At 67.7% G+C, this 15,933-nt stretch carries 15 protein-coding genes; 2 read left to right on the top strand and 13 right to left on the bottom strand.

The genetic code is table 11. The annotated features are described in order from the left end of the window. Positions 1-10: 10 nt before the first annotated feature. The 12 genes from atpA to rpmE form a co-directional block, all read right to left on the bottom strand. On the bottom strand, positions 11-1,639 hold the full coding sequence (gene atpA, locus GOALK_RS19360) for a F0F1 ATP synthase subunit alpha (protein WP_006360526.1): 1,629 nt from the start codon (positions 1,637-1,639) through the stop codon (positions 11-13). A gap of 79 nt (positions 1,640-1,718) precedes the next feature. Next, a complete protein-coding gene (locus GOALK_RS19355) occupies positions 1,719-3,143 on the bottom strand; it encodes a F0F1 ATP synthase subunit B/delta (protein WP_006360525.1) in 1,425 nt (474 codons plus the stop codon). Beyond that, positions 3,143-3,631: a F0F1 ATP synthase subunit B gene (locus tag GOALK_RS19350; RefSeq protein WP_006360524.1), complete on the bottom strand. Its 489-nt coding sequence runs from the start codon at positions 3,629-3,631 to the stop codon at positions 3,143-3,145. Before GOALK_RS19350 ends, GOALK_RS19355 begins: the two co-directional genes overlap by 1 nt. A gap of 47 nt (positions 3,632-3,678) precedes the next feature. After that, positions 3,679-3,930 carry a F0F1 ATP synthase subunit C gene (locus GOALK_RS19345; RefSeq protein ID WP_006360523.1) on the bottom strand — a complete coding sequence of 84 codons (252 nt, stop codon included), beginning with the start codon at positions 3,928-3,930 and terminating at the stop codon, positions 3,679-3,681. Positions 3,931-4,064: 134 nt separating this feature from the next. After that, positions 4,065-4,814: a F0F1 ATP synthase subunit A gene (gene atpB, locus GOALK_RS19340; protein ID WP_006360522.1), complete on the bottom strand. Its 750-nt coding sequence runs from the start codon at positions 4,812-4,814 to the stop codon at positions 4,065-4,067. After that, positions 4,811-5,224, bottom strand: coding sequence for a hypothetical protein (locus GOALK_RS19335; protein ID WP_006360521.1), 414 nt, complete (start codon positions 5,222-5,224; stop codon positions 4,811-4,813). The genes atpB and GOALK_RS19335 overlap by 4 nt, the downstream gene beginning before the upstream one ends. A 283-nt stretch (positions 5,225-5,507) precedes the next feature. Then, positions 5,508-6,707: a glycosyltransferase family 4 protein gene (locus tag GOALK_RS19330; protein WP_006360520.1), complete on the bottom strand. Its 1,200-nt coding sequence runs from the start codon at positions 6,705-6,707 to the stop codon at positions 5,508-5,510. A 57-nt stretch (positions 6,708-6,764) separates the two neighbouring features. Further along, positions 6,765-7,988, bottom strand: coding sequence for a serine hydroxymethyltransferase (gene glyA / locus GOALK_RS19325; protein WP_081474369.1), 1,224 nt, complete (start codon positions 7,986-7,988; stop codon positions 6,765-6,767). A gap of 1 nt (position 7,989) precedes the next feature. Next, complete coding sequence (locus GOALK_RS19320) at positions 7,990-8,643, bottom strand: L-threonylcarbamoyladenylate synthase (RefSeq protein ID WP_006360518.1); 654 nt, start codon at positions 8,641-8,643, stop codon at positions 7,990-7,992. Positions 8,644-8,713: 70 nt separating this feature from the next. Beyond that, positions 8,714-9,592, bottom strand: a complete 879-nt coding sequence (gene prmC, locus GOALK_RS19315; protein ID WP_006360517.1) for a peptide chain release factor N(5)-glutamine methyltransferase — start codon at positions 9,590-9,592, stop codon at positions 8,714-8,716. A gap of 4 nt (positions 9,593-9,596) precedes the next feature. Next, positions 9,597-10,673 carry a peptide chain release factor 1 gene (prfA, locus tag GOALK_RS19310; RefSeq protein WP_006360516.1) on the bottom strand — a complete coding sequence of 359 codons (1,077 nt, stop codon included), beginning with the start codon at positions 10,671-10,673 and terminating at the stop codon, positions 9,597-9,599. 132 nt (positions 10,674-10,805) lie between these two features. Beyond that, entirely contained in the window at positions 10,806-11,018 is a 213-nt protein-coding gene (rpmE, locus tag GOALK_RS19305; protein WP_006360515.1) for a 50S ribosomal protein L31, read from the bottom strand. Between the two features lie 255 nt (positions 11,019-11,273). Here rpmE and GOALK_RS19300 point away from each other — a divergent pair, with 255 nt between their 5' ends. Together GOALK_RS19300 and GOALK_RS19295 are read left to right on the top strand one after the other, a co-directional pair. After that, entirely contained in the window at positions 11,274-12,497 is a 1,224-nt protein-coding gene (locus GOALK_RS19300; RefSeq protein ID WP_006360514.1) for a sulfite reductase subunit alpha, read from the top strand. Between the two features lie 25 nt (positions 12,498-12,522). Further along, a complete protein-coding gene (locus GOALK_RS19295) occupies positions 12,523-13,470 on the top strand; it encodes a ChuX/HutX family heme-like substrate-binding protein (protein WP_006360513.1) in 948 nt (315 codons plus the stop codon). Positions 13,471-13,629: 159 nt separating this feature from the next. Here the strand turns inward: GOALK_RS19295 and rho are convergent, their stop codons facing one another. Further along, positions 13,630-15,657, bottom strand: a complete 2,028-nt coding sequence (gene rho / locus GOALK_RS19290; protein ID WP_006360512.1) for a transcription termination factor Rho — start codon at positions 15,655-15,657, stop codon at positions 13,630-13,632. Positions 15,658-15,933: the final 276 nt, after the last annotated feature.

The following is a 15,933-nucleotide window of genomic DNA, read 5'->3' as shown; positions in this document are numbered from 1 at the left end:
ACGTCTGAGATCACTTGCGGATCTTGATCTCTTCGTTCTCGACGTTCTCGGCATCCATTGCCTGCGCCTCGGCCTCGTTGACCACGCGACGGCCGTCGTGGGTGAGGTAGCCGTTCTTGAACTTGTTGGTCTCGGCGACGAGGGCCTCGGCCTGGTCGTCGGCGAGCGCCTTGCCGCCGGCGATCGAGTCGTAGACACCCTTCGCGTTGTGGTGCAGGTGGCTCAGCAGCTGGGTCTCGAAGTTGCGCACGTCGTCGACCGGCACCGAGTCGTAGTGACCCTCACCGCAGAGGTAGATCGAGACGATCTGGTCCTCGACCGAGAAGGGGCTGTACTGGTCCTGCTTGAGCATCTCGACCCAGCGGGCACCGCGCTCGAGCTGCGCCTTCGACGCATCGTCGAGGTCGGAGGCGAAGGCCGAGAAGGCCTCCAGCTCGCGGAACTGGGCCAGCTCCAGACGCAGCGAACCCGAGACCTTCTTGAGGCCCTTGGTCTGTGCGGCACCACCGACGCGCGACACCGAGGTACCGACGTTGATGGCGGGGCGGACACCCTTGTTGAACAGGTCCGACTCCAGGAAGACCTGGCCGTCGGTGATCGAGATGACGTTGGTCGGGATGAACGCAGAGACGTCGTTCGCCTTGGTCTCGATGATCGGCAGACCGGTCATCGAGCCGCCGCCGAGCTCGTCGGAGAGCTTCGCACAACGCTCCAGGAGGCGCGAGTGCAAGTAGAAGACGTCACCCGGGTATGCCTCGCGGCCCGGCGGGCGGCGCAGCAGCAGCGAGATGGCGCGGTAAGCCTCGGCCTGCTTGGTCAGGTCGTCGAACACGATGAGGACGTGCTTGCCCTGGTACATCCAGTGCTGGCCGATGGCCGAACCGGTGTACGGGGCGAGCCACTTGAAGCCGGCCGAGTCCGAGGCCGGGGCCGCCACGATGGTGGTGTACTCCATCGCGCCGGCCTCTTCGAGAGCGGACTTGACGCCGGCGATGGTCGAACCCTTCTGGCCGATCGCGACGTAGATGCAGCGGACCTGCTTGGTGGGGTCGCCGGTCTCCCAGTTGGCCTTCTGGTTCAGGATGGCGTCGATGCAGACGGCGGTCTTGCCGGTCTTGCGGTCGCCGATGACGAGCTGACGCTGTCCGCGGCCGATGGCGGTCATGGCGTCGATGGCCTTGATGCCGGTGGCGAGGGACTCCTCGACGGGCTGGCGCTCGAGCACCGAGGCGGCCTGCAGCTCCAGGACGCGCTGCTCTTCCGCCTCGATGTCGCCCTGTCCGTCGATCGGGGCGCCGAGGGGATCGACCACGCGGCCGAGGAAGGCGTCGCCGACGGGCACGGAGAGCACGTTGCCGGTACGGCTGACCTGCTGGCCTTCTTCCAGGGACTCGTAGTCACCCAGGATGACGGCGCCGATCTCGTCCTCGTCGAGGTTCAGCGCGACGCCGAGGACGCCGCCGGGGAACTCGAGGAGCTCGTTGGCCATTGCGCTGGGCAGTCCGCTGACGTGAGCGATACCGTCCGACGTATCGGTGATCATACCGACCTCGTCACGCGACGCTTCGGCTTCGAACGACGAGACGTACTGCTCGATCGCTCCCTTAATCTCGTCTGGTGAGATCGTCAACTCCGCCATGGGTTCTCGTCTTTCCTTGATTAGCTCTGAGGCTTTAGGGCTCGGGCTTGGGTGTTCGGGTGGTCAGGGTCGAGCTGCGTCAGCGCGGCAGCGTCTCGGCTGCCTTCGCGAGGCGCGTGGCGACATCGGCGTCGATGACCTCGTCGCCGACGCTGATCCGCAGGCCGCCCAGCAGTTCGGGCTGGACCTCGGTCTGCACCGAGATGGTGCGGCCGTAGATCCCGCCGAGGACGGTCGCGAGGCGCTCGACCTGTGCGTCGGCCAGTTCGGAGGCCGACACGACGTGGGCGACCGATTCGCCGCGTCGGGCGGCGGCCAGCTCGGCGAGCTGATCGACGGCGACATCGGCGGCCTGACCGTTCAGCAGGCGGACGGTCGAGGACAGCAGCGTCCAGGTGTGGCCGCTGACCTTCTCCCCCACCAGCTTCTGCAGGAGGTCGACGCGCTTGTCGGCGTCCTTGCCGTGATCGGAGAGCAGCGACGCGAGCTGCGGGTTGGCCTCCAGGATCCGGCTGACCCGGAACAGCTCGTCCTCGACCTGCTCGATGACCCCGTCACGCTCGGCGGCGGTGAGCACGATCAGCGAGTTCTGGCGACGCAGGGCGGTGATGAAGTCGCCCGACGACGACCAGCGCTGAGTCGAGGCGGTTGCGAGAACCTCCACGACCACCGCGGCCACCTTGCCGTCGAACAGGGTGTGCACCAGCGAGTTCTTGCCGGCGGCGTTCTCGTCGTCCTCGACCAGTCGCTTGCGCAGCACCGGGTTCTCGCCGAGGAGGTTGATGGCCGCGGTCAGATCACCCGACGCCGCGGCGAGCGCCGCACCGTCGAGATCGCTCGCAGCCGAGTCGAACTTGTCCGACACCGCGAGAGCGGCGTCGCGGCTGGCGGCACGCATGGCGTGCAGACCGACGAGCTTGGCGCTCGACGGAACCGCCGACGACGATCCGGAGGACATCTCCTCGAGCTCGTCGATGACCCGGTCGACACTCGCGGCCTGGGCCGAGTCGTCGGCGAGGTGGTTGCGCACGAGTTCGCCGGCCTTGTCGACCGCGGCGAGACCGAGGTCGGTACGAAGCTGACGAACCAGGTTCGCCCGCACCAGCGCGACCTGGTTGCGGCCGTGCTCGGAGATGCGCTTGACCTCGTGATCGGCCTGGGCGCGGATGTCGGAGGTGATCGCCTCGGCATCGGCCGCGGCGTCCTTCTTCAGCTGCTCGGCCTCGGCCTTGGCCTCGGTCACGGCCTTCTCACGAGCCTTCTTGCCTTCGGCGACCCGCTTCTTGGCGGCTTCGGCCTCGGCGAGTTGGGTGCGCACCGTCTCCTGCCGATCACGCATCATCTTCTGCACCGGCGGGCGGACGTACTTCCACAGCAGGAAGATGATGACCGCGAAGCCGAAGAGCTGAGCGATGAAGATCGCAGGGTCGAAAGCAGCACCGATGTCGTGGAGCCAGGTACCGATGGGGCCCTGGTCGGATTCGGTCTCAGTGTTGGCAGCCATCAGTTCACCGCTCCGCTCGTCGATCGGGTGTCGGAAAGAGTGGCCGAGTCGACACCGAGCACACGCGCCGCGAGGGTCTTGGCGAGTGTGTCCACATCAGCTGCAGCCGTCGATGCCGCCTGCTCACCCTGAGCCGCCAGCTCGGAGCTGGTCGACTGCAGGGCAGCGTCGGCCTCGGCGGTCGCTCGCTGCTTCATCTCGTTCAGCTGTTCACGGCCCTCGGCGCGAGCTTCGTCGCGCTTGGCGGTGGCCTCACCGCGCGCTTCCTTGAGGAGCGAACGGAACTGCACGTCCGCATCCTCGAATTCGGCGGCGGCAGTCCGATTGTCCTCCGCGGTGCGGTGGATCATCTCGTCCCGCTCCTCGAGGACCTGCTGAATCGGCGGAACCACGAACTTGCGGATGACCAGCAGCAAAATCACGAAGATGAGCAGGACAACGAAGAACGTTCCATTCGGAAGCAGGAAGTTCTCTGCAGCAAGCGTCATTGTGGTGAGGTGTCGTTTCTACTCGGCGACAAAAGGGAGAGCGGTGATCAGCCGGCGCTGATCGGGGTGGCGAACACGAAGAGCGCCATGAAGGCCAGGTTGATGAAGTAAGCGGCCTCAACCAGACCAACGGTGATGAAGAACGGGGTGAACAGACGACCCTGAGCCTCCGGCTGGCGAGCGATACCGGCGATGAGCTGGCTACCGGCCAGGCCGTTACCGATACCGGCACCAACGGCGCCACCGGCCATGATCAGGCCGCCACCGATGAGTGCGCCGAGGCCAATGTAAGGATCCATTGTGATATTTCCCTTTCGGTTGCTGACAACTGGTGTGTCAGGTCTGTGGCTGCGACGACAGGCGCCGACGCAGGTCGGTCATGTGCGGTTGTGGTCGCGGCGTTCTCACCCCGCGAGGTGCCCTGCTCGGGCGGTCAGTGATCCTCGGTCTCCATCGACTGCGAGAAGTAGAGGATCGTCAGCAGCGCGAAGATGAACGCCTGGATCAGGCCGACGAACAGCTCGAAGGACTTCCAGATCGCGTTGGGCGCCCACATGATGTACGGCGGGAACAGTGCGATCAGGGCGACCATCATGCTGCCGGCGAACACGTTGCCGAAGAGTCGCAGCGAGAGCGAGATCGGCTTGGTGAACTCCTCGATCACGTTGATCGGTGCGAGGAAGGTGACGTGACCCTTCAGGATGCGCTTGGGGTGGCCCAGCAGACCACGCTGCTTGAAGCCGGCCGCCTGGTACCAGATGAAGACGAAGACCGCGAGCGCGTAGGCGAAGTTCACGTCCGCGGCGGGCGGCTTGAGGATCTCGTGGTGACCGACCTGCACCGGCAGGATCGACAGCCAGTTCGAGATCAGGATGAAGGTGAACAGGGAGACGGCCAGCGGCAGGACGTACGGGGCGACCTTCATGCCGATGGCGCTCTCGACCTGGCTGCGCATCTGGACGGTGACGGTCTCCCAGAAGAGCTGCACACCCGACGGCACACCCGTCGAGGTGACCTTGGACTTCAGGTAGAACGCCAGCGCGAGCATGATCGCCGCCGCGAGCGCCGTGGCGATGATGGTCTCCAGGTTGAAGGTCAACCCGAAGAGCTCGAACTTGGTGTAATGACCCACCTGGATGGATGATTCTCCATCCTCTGCGGCTAGGTAGAGGGCGGTCGTCATGGTTGGCTACGAAGTCCTTTCATCACCGGAATGACCGTGTTCAGCACCAAGACCACCTGGCCGATGGCGAGTCCGAACATCGCGCCCAACCCGTCGGGTTGGACCAGAAACGCCGCCAGCAGAGCGAGCACCGTGATGGCACCGAGTCGCATGGCGGAGTTGAGAGCAAGTGCGGTTTTGCGGGGGTTCAACTCGGCGGTGACCGTGTCGACGGCACGCTTGACGAGCAGTGCGTTGACCAGGATTCCCGCGACTCCGAGCAGGAAGAACACTGCGAAGAGGGGATGACCGACGAGGATCGAGACCACCGCGACCACGAGCGTCACGCCTCCGGCGATAAGGGCCGGACGACGCAGACCGGTGGGCGCCTGCGGATAGACGGGGGCTGAATCAGGGGCAGAAGTCTCCATGTCCCTCTCCTCAGCTCGTTGAATCCATACCGACGGCACGGGGCACCCGCGTGCGTGCAGCAGCCAGTGGCCGCCAGGCAACAGCTCGCGTTTGGTGTGACCCTACCAACACCACCCCGAAGGTCTTACCGGGGGGTATGAGTCGCGGCTCGCGGGAACCGCCGGCGATCACCGTCGGAGCCCGGGCCACAACTACTACGGCCGATAGTACACGAGCTTTACCGTGCCCTTACCAAGGGTGCGCTCGGTCGGAACCGGACATTACCGGAAGCCCACCTGGACCTCACCGGAACGCTTTCGTAGAAGTCCTGAGCTCGGCAAACCGGCGCTCCAACCGGGGCGCCATCGTGACCAGCAGGGCGACCACCAGTCCCCCGCCGAACATGGGCGCGACCACCGACAGCGGGAACAGGGTGCTCGCCGCGGCGGAGAAGGCCAGGACCCCGACCCAGAGGTAGATGATCAGAGCGACGCGGCGCTGGGAATGCCCGAGTTCGAGCAGACGGTGGTGCAGGTGCATCTTGTCCGGGGTGTAGAAGCCGACTCCGGCACGGGTCCGGCGGATCACCGCGAGCAGCATGTCGAGCATCGGGATGAAGACCACGGCCGCCACGAGGATCAGCGGTGACAGCAGGGTGAAGATGTCGGCCGGGCCGTAAGCGTTGACCGCGATACGACCCGACGCACTCGTCGAGGCGGCTGCCAGCATGAGCCCGATCAGCATCGCCCCGGAGTCGCCCATGAAGATCCGGGCCGGCGAGAAGTTGTGCGGCAGGAAGCCGAGACAGGCCCCGGCGAGTGCGACGGCGATGAGCGCCGGCGGGTAGTAGCTGACGTCGCCGCCCTGATCGCGGAGCAGGCCGAGCGAGAACATGCAGATCGCGGCCGCGGCGATGAGTCCTAGACCGGCGGCGAGACCGTCGAGGCCGTCGACGAAGTTGATCGCGTTGATGGTCGCCACCGTGACGGCCACGGTGAGGAGGCCCGCCTGAAGCGGATCCAGCACGATGGTCCCGATGTCGGCGAACGGCACCGGCACCTGGATCCAGGAGATGCCGAGGAGAACGAGCACCCCGGCGGCGGTCAGCTGCCCGACGAACTTCGTCAGCGCGTCGAGGCCCCACCGGTCGTCGACGACACCGACCAGGACGATCACCGTGCCCGCGGTGATCACCGCGGTCATGTCGGTGGTGTAGGCGAATCCCCGGTTGAGTGCGGGCAGGTTGGCGGCGAGCGCGATGCCGGCCACCACCCCGCCGAACATGCCGAGACCGCCGAGTCGCGGGGTCGGGATCACGTGGACGTCGCGCACGCGCGGTACGGCGACCGCGCCGGCCTTGATCGCGAACACGCGCACCGCCGAGGTCAGCAGATACGTCATCGCGGCAGCGGTCAGACCGACGAGCAGCAACTCGCGCAGCGGGACACCGGCCCCTCCCCCGTCGGTCGCGGCCGCGAGCACCACCGGGGCGGCGTCGATCATCGGCTCACCACTCCCACCGTGGAGATCGCTGGGGACGTATCGGACACCCGGACAACGCTACCCGCATGCGAGGCTGCTGATCTCACGGTGGATCCGATCGTGCGTCGCGAGATCGTCGGTCGACATCGCGGCCAGCATCGCATCGGCGACCGCCGGGATCATGTCCGCGGTCAGGCCCCGGGAGGTGGCCGCCGGGGTGCCGATCCGGATGCCCGAGCCCTCGGCGACGGGACGCTCGTCGAAGGGCAGGACGGCTTTGTCGACCACGATCCCCGATCGGTTGAGACGATCCTGCGCCTCGGACCCGGAGATGCCGAGCGCGGCGACGTCGACCACCGCGAGATGGATGTCCGTGCCCCCGGAGACCACGCGCAGCCCGCGGGCGGTCAACGCGTCGGCGAGGTCGGTCGCGATGCGCGCGGTCGCCCGCACGTAGTCGGCGAACTCCTCGGTACCGGCGTCGTGGAAGGTGACGGCCTTCGCGGCGATCGCGTGCATGGACGGACCGCCCTGGATGAACGGGTGGACCGCCTTGCGCAACGCGTCCGCATGTTCGGTGCGCGCCAGGATGACGCCACCGCGGGGCCCGCGGAAGACCTTGTTGGTGGAGAAGGTGACGACGTCGGCGTGCGGCACCGGCGACGGGAGGAGCCCGGCGGCGACGTGTCCGGCGAGATGCGCGGCGTCGACCAGGAGGATGCACTCGGCCTCGTCGGCTATCTCGCGGAGCAGCGGGTAGTCGAAGGAGCGCGAATACGACGTGGCGCCCGCGACCAGCATCCGCGGCCGGTGCACCAGGGCGAGTTCCCGTACCTGGTCGTAGTCGACGAGCTCATCGTCGCGGCGCACCTCGTAGTGCAGCGGCGAGAACCAGCGCCCGGAGAAGTTGGCGCGCGAACCGTGGGTCTGGTGCCCGCCGTGTTCGAGCCGCAGCGCGAGCACGGGGTCGCCCGGTTGGGCGAACGCGGCATGGACGGCGAGATTCGCCGCACTCCCCGACAGCGGCTGGACGTCGACGTGACCCGCGCCGAAGAGGTCCCGCGCCCGGCCGATCGCGAGCTCCTCGAGCTCGTCGACGACCTCGCACCCGCCGTGATAGCGGGACCCGGGGCGCCCCTCGGCGTACTTCGAGTCGAAGGTCGAGGCCATCGCGGCCCGCACCCCGGAAGTCGGTTCGGTCTCGCTCGCGAGCAGCTGGAGCCACGTCCGCCGGCGGGTCGACTCCCGCTCGATCAGCGCGTCGATCTGCGGGTCACCCGTCGAACCGATGCCCGGCGGCATCTCACCCACGCAGTGAGTCGGGGTCGACGTCGAGGACCTCGGCGACGGCCTCGATCGTGATGGCACCCTCACGCAGGACCCGCGGCTGCGCGCCCGACACGTCGACGATCGTCGACGCCTGGGCGACCGGCGCGGGCCCGCCGTCGAGGTACACCGAGATCTCGTCGCCGAGTTGTTCACGGGCCTCGTCGACCGTGGTGGCGGGCGGACGCCCCGAGACGTTCGCGCTCGACACCGCCATCGGCCCGACCTCGCGCAAGAGCTCGATGGCGACCGGGTGCAGCGGCATGCGCAGCATGACCGTGCCGTCGGTGTCACCGAGATCCCAGGCGAGCGAAGGTGCCTGGCGGACAACGAGACTCAGTCCGCCGGGCCAGAACGCCTCGATGAGGTCACGGGCGGCCTGCGGGACGGACAGCACGAGTCCGTCGATGGAATGCCAGGAGCCGACGAGAACCGGCACCGGCATGTCCCGGCCCCGATGCTTGGCCGCGAGCAGCGAGCCGACGGCGTCGGAATCGAAGGCGTCGCAACCGACTCCGTAGAGCGTGTCGGTGGGGATCACCACCAGGCGTCCCGCCTTCGCCGCCCCGACGGCCGCGCGAATGCCCGCCGAACGGCTCTGCGGATCGTTGCAGTCGAAAACAATGCTCACCGGTCCATCCTTTCATGCCACCGGCCGGGCACCCCGGCAGACGCGCCTCAGCCGACCCGGCGGGCGCGCCTCAGCCGACCCGGCGGGCCGTCACGAAGCGCGGCCGGCCGGCCAGATCCGTACGGGCGGTCACCTCGTCGAATGCGCCGTGCGCGCGTAGGCAGTCGACGACGGCGCCCGAGGTCGTGTCGTCGTGTTCGATCCCGACGAGACCACCCACGGAGAGCATGGTCGCGATGATCGGCACCATCGGGACGATCACACTCATGCCGTCGTCGCCGCCGTAGACGGCGCGCGCCGGATCGTGGTCCACTTCCGGACCGACCTCGGACCGCATCGGGACGTAGGGCGGGTTGGTCACGACGACCGAGACGCTGCCCGGCGGGATCGCCTTGCCGATCTGCTCGGCGTCGGTGACATCCGCGGCCACCACGTCCAGCCGTTCCCGAACCACTGCAGGTGCGTCGGACACGTTGCGCCGCAACCACTTCAAGGCATCGTCGTCCACCTCGACGGCGGTCACGCGCGCGGATCGGACCAGCGTTGCCAGGCCGATGGCCAGCGCACCGCTCCCGCTGCACAGATCGACGATGCGCACCGGGTCCGTCATGGTCGCCGCGGCGGACGCCGCCCACTCGAGCAGATACTCCGTCTCCGGCCGCGGGATGAACACACCCGGCCCCACGGCCAGTTCGAGCGGGCCGAAGGGTGCGCTACCGACGATGTGCTGCAACGGGATTCGCCGTGTCCGCTGCTCGACGGCCGTCCGGAACTCGCGGAGCCGTGCGTCGTCGATCGTGTCGACGACGATCAGGCGCCCGGGATCACACGAGAGGACGTGCGCCATCAGCCATTCGGCGTCCCGACGCGCCGAGTCGATCCCGGCGGCGGCCAGTCGTGCGGCGGCACTGCGGATTTCGTCGGCCACCCGGGCCGGCGCGTCCGACATCGGGCTATTCGGCTTCCATGCGGGCCTGGCGCTCGGCGGCGACGAGTGCGTCGAGGAGGTTGTCCATGTCCCCGGCGAGGACGGCATCGAGGTTGTTGGCCTTGTAGCCGATGCGGTGATCGGTGATGCGGTTCTCGGGGAAGTTGTAGGTACGGATGCGCTCGGAACGGTCGACGGTGCGGATCTGCGCAGCACGACCCTCCGCGGCCGCGGCCTCCGCCTCTTCCTCCGCCGCCGACTGGAGGCGGGCGGCGAGGACCTGCATGGCCCGGGCCTTGTTCTGGAGCTGCGACCGCTCGTTCTGGCAGGTCACGACGATGCCGGTGGGCAGGTGGGTGATGCGCACCGCGGAGTCGGTGGTGTTGACGCCCTGGCCGCCCTTGCCCGACGACCGGTAGACGTCGATGCGGAGGTCGGATTCGTCGATCGCGACCTCGGCGACCTCTTCGGGCTCCGGGTAGATGAGCACTCCGGCCGCCGAGGTGTGGATGCGCCCCTGGGACTCGGTCACCGGCACGCGCTGCACGCGGTGGACGCCGCCCTCGAACTTGAGTCGCGACCACACGCCGTCGCGGACGGTCTCCTTGGACTTGATCGAGAAGGTCGCCTCTTTGTAGCCGCCGAGGTCGGATTCGGTGACACCGAGGGTCTGCACCTTCCAGCCGTGCCGCTCGCAGTACTTGAGGTACATGCGTGCGAGGTCGGCGGCGAACAGCGCGGACTCCTCGCCGCCGGCGCCGGACTTGATCTCGAGGACCACGTCGTCGCTGTCGTGGGGGTCACGCGGGGCGAGCAGGTCGGTGAGCGTTGCGTCGAGTTCCTCGACGGTCGTCTCGAGGGCGGGGATCTCGGCGGCGAAGGACGGGTCGTCGGCCGCGAGCTCACGTGCCGCCTCGAGGTCCTCGCGGGCCGCCTTGAGCTTGTTGTAGGTCGACATCACCGGGGCGAGTTCGGCGAACCGCTTGCCCACCCGCCGGGCGGCGGTGGGGTCGTCGTGGAGCGAGGGGTCGGCGAGCTGCCGCTCGAGACCGGAGTGCTCGGCCAGGATGTCATCGATGGCCGACGGACTCTGCGTACTCACTGCGAACCTCACTCGTAAAGACGGAACTCACCGCCGAAGACGCCTTCGGCAAGCATGCTGGGAAAGAAGAACCTGGTCAAACACAAACGACGCCCGTCCCGACTCGGCGTCGGGCGGGCGTCGCAGCGTGGTCTACTTGGCGCGCTTGCCGTAGCGCTTCTCGAACCGGGCGACACGGCCGCCGGTGTCGAGGATCTTCTGCTTGCCCGTGTAGAACGGGTGGCACTGCGAGCAGACTTCGACGTTGATACGACCGTTGGCCGCGGTGCTGCGGGTCTCGAACGTGTTGCCGCAGCCGCAGACGACGGTGGTCGCCGCGTACTCGGGGTGGATTCCCTGCTTCATATCTGGGTGTCCCTTTCTGGGGTCGCCGGGTCACCGTCGCCTCTCGACGGTGTGAACCGGAACCGGACTCGACCGCTCAGTATGCCATGTGTGCCGTTCGCGACGGAAATCGCGGACGCAGCGGTCGCACGTCGGTCAACAGCGGGGCCACCCGTTTGATTCCCGGCCAATGTCACACCCGGAAGGGTCGTAAGGGTGCCCTAAACATAGTACGGTGGCCGACGGCCAACCGTCCGCGACCACGAAGGACTCTCGATGTACGACGCCGCTTCGGCCGGTACCAGCACCCCACTGCGCACCACCCCGGATGAGTCGTCCATGCCGCAGACCGCACCCGCGCGGCGCAAGCCGGCGCGGTCACCGTGGAACCGCCGTAACCCCTACCCCGCGACGATCCTCGCCAACACCGTCCTGTCGGGCCCGGGATCGGCCAAGGAGGTCCGGCACGTCGAGATCTCGCTCGGCGACAGCGGCATCACCTACGAGCCGGGCGACGGCATCGCCATCACGCCGGTCAACGATCCCGCCCTGGTGGATCTCCTGCTCGACCGCCTGGGCGCGGCCGGCGACGAGATCATCGCCGATCGGAAAGCCACCTACAGCCTCCGCGAGGCCCTGACCACGCGCTACGAGATCGGCTGCCCGTCGAAGTACCTGGCGAAGGCGGTGTCCGAGCGTACCGGTCAGGCCGAGCTCACCCGCCTGGTCGAGGCCGGTGACGCACAGGCACTCGACGCATGGCTCCGCGGCCGTGACGTGCTGGACCTGCTGAACATCGATCCGACCCTGGACTTCGCACCCGAGGAACTCCTCGAGGAACTGAGTCCGCTCGCCCACCGCGAGTACTCGATCTCCTCGAGCCCCACGGTTCACTCCGGAACCGTGCACATCACGATGGCAACCGTTCGCTACGTCGCCGACGACCGCGAACGCGGCGGTGTCTGCTCGACGCACCTCGCCGACCGTTGCGCACCCGGCGACACCGTGAACGTCTTCATCACCCCCAACAAGACGTTCCGCCTTCCCGACGCGGATGCCCCGGCCGTCATGATCGGTCCGGGAACCGGCATCGCCCCGTTCCGCGCTTTCCTCCACCATCGTGCGGCCACCGGTTCGAACGGCTCGAACTGGCTGTTCTTCGGCGACCAGCATCGCGACACCGACTACCTCTACGCCGACGAGATCGATCGGTTCGTCACCGACGGTCTGCTGGACCGACTGGATCTCGCGTTCTCGCGGGACCAGGAGCACAAGGTCTACGTGCAGGACCGGATGCGCGAGAACGGCGCGGACCTGTTCGCCTGGCTCGAGAAGGGCGCCCACGTCTACGTGTGCGGCGATGCCGCCACGATGGCCGGCGACGTCGACGCCGCCCTGCACGAGATCGTCGCCCAGCACGGCGGACTCGACTCCGACGCCGCCCGCGACTACGTCGACGCACTCCGGGCCGCGGGCCGTTACGCTCGCGACGTCTACTGAGCCGACCCCCCGAGACCAGCGCGCAGTGCCCGACTCCACCGACGACCCGATCCGGCCGAGCGACCTCGAAACACTCCTCGCCACACCGGGTTTCGGCGACTCCGCGATCAGTCCGGACATCGACACGATCGCCGCACGACTCCCCTCGCTCGCCGAGGTCGTCGGTGTCACGGTCGCCGGGCCGGTGATCATGAACGCGGTCGGCGTGCACGGGAGCCCCACTCCGCTGGGCGGCCCCCTCGCCATCGGCGCCGAGCAGATCTCGTTGCGGCTCAACCCCTCCCGGTTGTCGTCGGCGCTTCAGACCGATCCCGCCGCCCTTGTCCCGCCCACGCTGCGCCTGTTCGACTCGAGCGGCAACACCGCGCATGCGACCTACCTGACCGAGAACTCCGACCGCCTCGCCTTCGAGTCGCTGAGCCTGTCCACCTCGGTGGCGGCCGTCCACGGCTCGGACCCCGCTCCCGTGCCGCCCCTTCCGGGACCGGAGTACATCCAGGCCGCTCTCCACGACCGCCACGACGGCGACCAGGTCGGGCTATTCGACTCGATCCTGCTCGACGGCGGCACCTCGCGGCTCCGGCTGCTGGCCCAGGGACATGGGTCGCGCGGCATCCGCGTCGATCCGAGTCGGGTCATCACCTCTCTCGAGCACGCCGCGCTGCTCGGGATGACGGTCACCGTGGCCGCTGCGGCGCCGGGATGTATGCAGATGCGCCAGGACCGGCTCGACGGCGCCCGCGAGCACCGCGGGCAGATGGTGCTCGCGTCCGGCACCTCCCGGGTGATGGTCAACTTCAACCACGTCGAACAGTGCTGGGTCACCAGGTCACCGGGCGTGTGGGGCCCCACCGCGGCCATCGAGTTCTACGACCGGCGCTCACGCTGCTGCCTCGTCGTCACCCACACCGGCCCCGTTCCGCACGCCACCGCCGAGGCGTGGGATCACCTGACCTGCGATCTGGCTTCCTGACCCCCCGTGCTGTCCGAGGCGCGAGGAGCACAGCGACGAGCCACGAAGACCCGGACCCTTCGACACGCTTGCAAGCTCGCGGTCAGGGAGCGGACGCGAAACGCCGACGGCCCCGTCCCGCATGATGCGAGACGGGGCCGTCGATCAATTCGTCGACTGTCAGTCGTCGTTGCCACCGGCTCCCGGAGCGGTCTTCTGTACCGACATCAGGAACTCGATGTTCGTCTTGGTCTTCTTCAGCTGGCTGATCAGCAGGTCGATCGCCTGCTGCGAGTCGAGACCGGACAGGAGACGACGCAGCTTGTGGACGATCGCGAACTCATCGGGCGAGAGCAGGAGCTCGTCCTTACGCGTGCCCGACGGGTTGACGTCGACCGCGGGGAACACGCGGCGCTCGGAGATCTTGCGATCGAGCTTGAGCTCGGCGTTGCCGGTGCCCTTGAACTCCTCGAAGATGACCGTGTCACCGGTCGAACCGGTCTCGACCATCGCGGTGGCGATGATGGTCAGCGATCCGCCGTTCTCGATGTTGCGGGCCGCACCGAGGAACCGCTTCGGCGGGTACAGGGCGGTCGAATCGACACCGCCGGAGAGGATTCGGCCCGACGCCGGCGACGCGTTGTTGTACGCGCGACCCAGACGGGTGATCGAATCCAGAAGTACCACAACGTCTTTGCCACTCTCGACGAGACGCTTGGCGCGCTCGATGGCGAGCTCGGCGACCGAGGTGTGGTCTGACGGCGGACGGTCGAAGGTGGAGGCGATGACCTCGCCCTTGACCGAGCGCTGCATGTCGGTGACCTCTTCGGGACGCTCGTCGACGAGCACCACCATGAGGTGACATTCCGGGTTGTTGACCGTGATCGCGTTGGCGATGTCCTGCAGGATCGTCGTCTTGCCGGCCTTCGGCGGCGAGACGATCAGTGCGCGCTGCCCCTTGCCGATGGGCATGATCAGGTCGATCACGCGGGTCGACAGGCGGTCCGGCGTGGTCTCCAGGCGCAGTCGCTGATTCGGGTACAGCGGGGTGAGTTTGTTGAACTCGGGGCGCTTCTTCGCCGCCTCCACCTCACCGCCGTTGACGGTGTCGAGACGCACGAGCGGGTTGAACTTCTGACGCTGGTTCTGCTGGTCACCCTCGCGCGGCACCTTGACCGCGCCGGTGATCGCGTCGCCGCGTCGAAGTCCGTTCTTGCGCACCATGTTCATCGACACATAGACGTCGTTGGAACCGGCGAGGTAGCCCGAGGTGCGGACGAAGGCGTAGTTGTCGAGCACGTCGAGGATGCCGGCGACGGGCTGCAACACGTCGTCTTCGGAGACCTGCGGCTCGTTCTGGCTACCGCCGTCGCGGTCGCGCCCACGACGACGCTCGCGGAAACGGCGTCCCCGGCGACGACCGCCGCCTTCGCCGTCGTCGTCACGGTCGTCACGGTTGTCCCGATTCTGGCCGCCACCGCGGTTCTGGCCCCCGTCGCGATTCTGGTTGTCGCGATTCTGGCCGCCATCGCGGTTCTGGTTGTCCCGGTTCTGGCCACCCTCGCGGTTCTGGCCACCCTCACGGTTCTGGTTGTCCCGGTTCTGGTTCCGGTTGCGGCGATTGCGCTGCTCACCGGCGTCGGAGTCGCCGGCCTTCGCCGAATCCCCCTTGGCGTCGCCCTTCGGCTCGTCGCCCTTCTGCTCGTCTGCGCGCTGCTCACCGGCCTCCGCGTCGGCGCTCTTCCTGCCCGTGCGGGGTGCCCGACCGGAATCGCCGTCTTCGGCGGACTCGACGATCGACAGCTGCCCGTCCTCGGACGACGCCTTGGCACTCCGGCGCCGGGTCTCGGAGCTCTTGGCCTCGGTCTTGGCCTCGGAGCCTGCGCTCTCGGCGGCCTTGGCCTCGGTGTTCTTGGCCTCGGTGCTCTTGGCCTCGGTGTTCTTGGCCTCGGCCTTGGCGTCTGCACTCTTGGCGGCTCCGCCGCCTTGGCGCTCCTTGATGGCGGCGATCAGATCGCCCTTGCGCATCCCGGAGGTGCCCTTGATACCGAGTTCACCGGCAACGGTCCGCAGCTCGCTGAGCACCATGCCGGACAGGCCGGTACGTGCTGCCCGAGCCCGCGTCTTGGCCGGTTGCCCCGAGTCAGGGCCGGCCGTACCCGCTGATTCCTGCTCGGCAGGTGCGGTGATCAGGTCCGTATCTGTCACGGAAGTCCTTTCGTTCCTCCCGCAGACGGAAGCTGCGTGAGGTCTGCGTTTCCCTGCTGTGTACGCGAGGGAGTCCGTCCGCGTTGGACGGTAGGGGGTGAACGGTCAGAGAGATGTTCGGTCCCGCTGCGAGCGTGCTCGGGAGCCACCCGTGCTTCGGCACCGTCGACAGAGACCCACGACCCCGGCCGGATACGATCGGTGGTCCCGATCGGTGATGGATGAGAAGCACGGCGGGACAAGCCCGCGCGGCTAGACCAGAATATGTTAACCCCG

The sequence above is a fragment of the Gordonia alkanivorans NBRC 16433 genome (assembly GCF_000225505.1).
In the GTDB taxonomy this organism is placed as follows: Bacteria; Actinomycetota; Actinomycetes; order Mycobacteriales; family Mycobacteriaceae; genus Gordonia; species Gordonia alkanivorans.
Note: the sequence above shows the minus strand (reverse complement) of the source record. Positions and strands in the feature narration are given on the sequence as shown.